Genomic DNA, 2,808 nt, shown 5'->3' on the forward strand with positions numbered 1-2,808 from the left:
CAGTAATACCGAGAAGGCTTCAATTAAAGCGTTTCCATTTTCTTTAAAGAAACAAAAATAAAAATCGGGCTCGTCAATTCTTATCATAGAACATTAGTAGAATTTCGATAACTTCCATGTTATAAATGTTCTAAATTCATCTTCTTCGGTTTTGCAGTTCCTCGTCATACCTGATAATTTTTGATAAAGACGGAAAAATTTTGATAAGTAATATAGCTCCAATGGAAGTTTCTTCTTTAATTAATACTCCTTTTCTTTGGCTTCTAATGCTTGGTGAAGACCGTCGTGCTAAATTGGCGTCCTGGCAAAGCACGTTCAGTAAATTGATCAATAATTAGAACTTGTCCATCTTTGTAATCAACTAAGTAATCTTTGTCTTTGTGCATCGTAAAAGCTGCTTTAAGGGCGTTTTTGACATGGTGGAGCAAAGAGGCGTGTTCTATGTTGTATAAATTATCATCAAAAGTTTTCAGTTTTGCAATTCCTTCTTCGGTAAGTTCAATTGTTTTAAGCTTCTAATTCATGATAATGGCTATTTTTAAGGGTGCGAACAAAACGTTGTGCTTCTTTGTATAAATTCTTAGTTTCTTTGACACTTTGGGAAATAATTAAAGGCGTTCTTGCCTCATCAATTAAAATAGAGTCTACTTCATCAACAATAGCATAACTGTAAGGGCGTTTCATTACCAAATTGGAAGCTTCAATTTCCATGTTGTCTCTTAAATAATCAAACCCTAATTCACTGTTAGTAGTGTAGAGAATATCACATAAATAGCTTGTTGTTTTTGTGCGTATTGTTCCTGGTATTAAGTCCTACTGTCATACCCAAAAAGCGAAAAACATCACCGATGCTACCTTCAAATTCCCTTTAGCTAGGTATTCATTGACTGTAACCCTGTTCACATTGTTACAGTCAATGAATACCTAGCTAAAAGAGAATTTGAAGGTAGCATCGGTGATGTTTTTTTCGCTTTTTGGGTATGACAGTAGGACTTCTAATACCAAAGACAAAGACCACGCACAAAAACAACAAGCCTATTTATGTGATATTCTCTACACTACTAATAACAGTGAATTAGGGTTTGATTATTTAAGAGACAACATGGAAATTGAAGCTTCCAATTTGGTAATGAAACGCCCTTACAGTTATGCTATTGTTGATGAAGTAGACTCTATTTTAATTGATGAGGCAAGAACGCCTTTAATTATTTCCCAAAGTGTCAAAGAAACTAAGAATTTATACAAGAAGAAGCACAACGTTTTGTTCGCACCCTTAAAAATAGAAGCCATTATCTTATTGAATTAGAAACTAAAACAATTGAACTTACCGAAGAAGGAATTACCTGCCAAAGCTGAAAACTTTTTCCAAATTGATAATTTATACAACATAAGACACGCCTCTTTGCTCCACCATGTCAAAGAAAACGCCCTTAAAGCAGCTTTTACGATGCACAAAAGACAAAGATTACTTAGTTGATTACAAAGATGGACAAGTTCTAATTATTATTGATCAATTTACTGGACGTGCTTTGCCAGGACGCCAATTTAGCGACGGTCTTCTACCAAGCATTAGAAGCCAAAGAAGGAGTATTAATTAAAGAAGAAACTTCCATTGGAGCTACTATTACTTATCAAAATTTTTTCCGTCTTTATCAAAAATTATCAGGTATGACAGGAACTGCCAAAACCGAAGAAGATGAATTTAGAGACATTTATAACATGGAAGTTATCGAAATTCCTACTAATGTTCCTATGATAAGAATTGACGAGCCCGATTTTATTTTTGTTTCTTTAAAGAGAAAAATACGACGCTTTAATTGAAGAAATAACTTCTCGCCACAAAAAAGACAACCCATTTTAATTGGGACAACTACAGTAGAAGTTTCTGAAATTATTTCTAAAAAATTAAAAAAACATTCCATTAAACACGAAATTCTAAATGCCCAAAAGCCACTCTAAAGAAGCAGACATAACAATTGCTAAGGCAGGACTTAAAAATGCAGTTACTATTGCTACTAATATGGCAGGACGTGGAACTGATATTCGTTTAGGCAGATATCGGTTCACATTTTGCCATATTATGGCAATAGTATGCATTTTAAGTCTATATAACAAATTGATTTTTATTCATTTCGTGTTAATGGAGATATTTTAATTTTTAGAAGTAATTTCGAAACTTCTGCTGTAGTTGTCTAATTAAAAATGGGTTGTCTTTTTTTGTGACGAAGATATTTCTTCAATTAAAGCGATCATTTTTCTTTTAAGAAATCTGAAATGGAAATCGAGCTCGTGATCTTATCATAGGAGACATTAGTAAATTCTAGACTCGATGCTTCCGTATTTGCAAATGTCTCTCTAGAATTCATCTTCTTTAATACAACAAAGCCTGACAATTTTTGATAAGGCTGGAAAAAATTTACGATAAGTAATAGTAACAATACAACTCTTGTGAAGACAGAGCTAGAACGTCTGGCAAAGTAAATTGATCAATAGTAGGGCCCCCTGTCCATCTTGTCAACAATGCTGAAATAACGTAAATCGTAAACACGGCAATGAAGTGAACAGAAGGCGTATTCTATGTTGTATAAATTATCAATTTGAAAGAGATTTTCAGCTTTAATGTTCCTTCTTCGGTAAGTTCAATTGTTTTAGTTCTAGTTAATAAGATAATGGCTATTACAAGTCTAGACAAAACATTGATAGCTTCTTTGTATAAATTCTTGGTTTCTTTGACACTTTTGAGAAATGACAAAGGCGTTCTCTCATCAATTAAGTAAGTCTACTTCATCGAGCAATAAGCAGTACTGT

The 2,808-nt window shown here is 33.3% G+C and carries 1 protein-coding gene and 2 pseudogenes; 1 reads left to right on the forward strand and 2 read right to left on the reverse strand.

Annotated elements, in window-relative coordinates:
- Nucleotides 1-807, reverse strand: a pseudogene (locus tag ACEW7V_RS01380) (preprotein translocase subunit SecA); the annotation flags it as partial.
- Nucleotides 808-891: 84 nt separating this feature from the next.
- Between ACEW7V_RS01380 and ACEW7V_RS01385 the strand changes: the two are divergent.
- Nucleotides 892-2,053 (forward strand): annotated as a pseudogene (locus tag ACEW7V_RS01385) (preprotein translocase subunit SecA); the annotation flags it as partial.
- A gap of 522 nt (nucleotides 2,054-2,575) precedes the next feature.
- Here ACEW7V_RS01385 and ACEW7V_RS01390 read toward each other — a convergent pair.
- Complete coding sequence (locus ACEW7V_RS01390) at nucleotides 2,576-2,752, reverse strand: hypothetical protein (protein ID WP_374695643.1); 177 nt, start codon at nucleotides 2,750-2,752, stop codon at nucleotides 2,576-2,578.
- Between the last annotated feature and the right edge of the window lie 56 nt (nucleotides 2,753-2,808).

The sequence above is a fragment of the Areca yellow leaf disease phytoplasma genome (genome assembly GCF_041920595.1).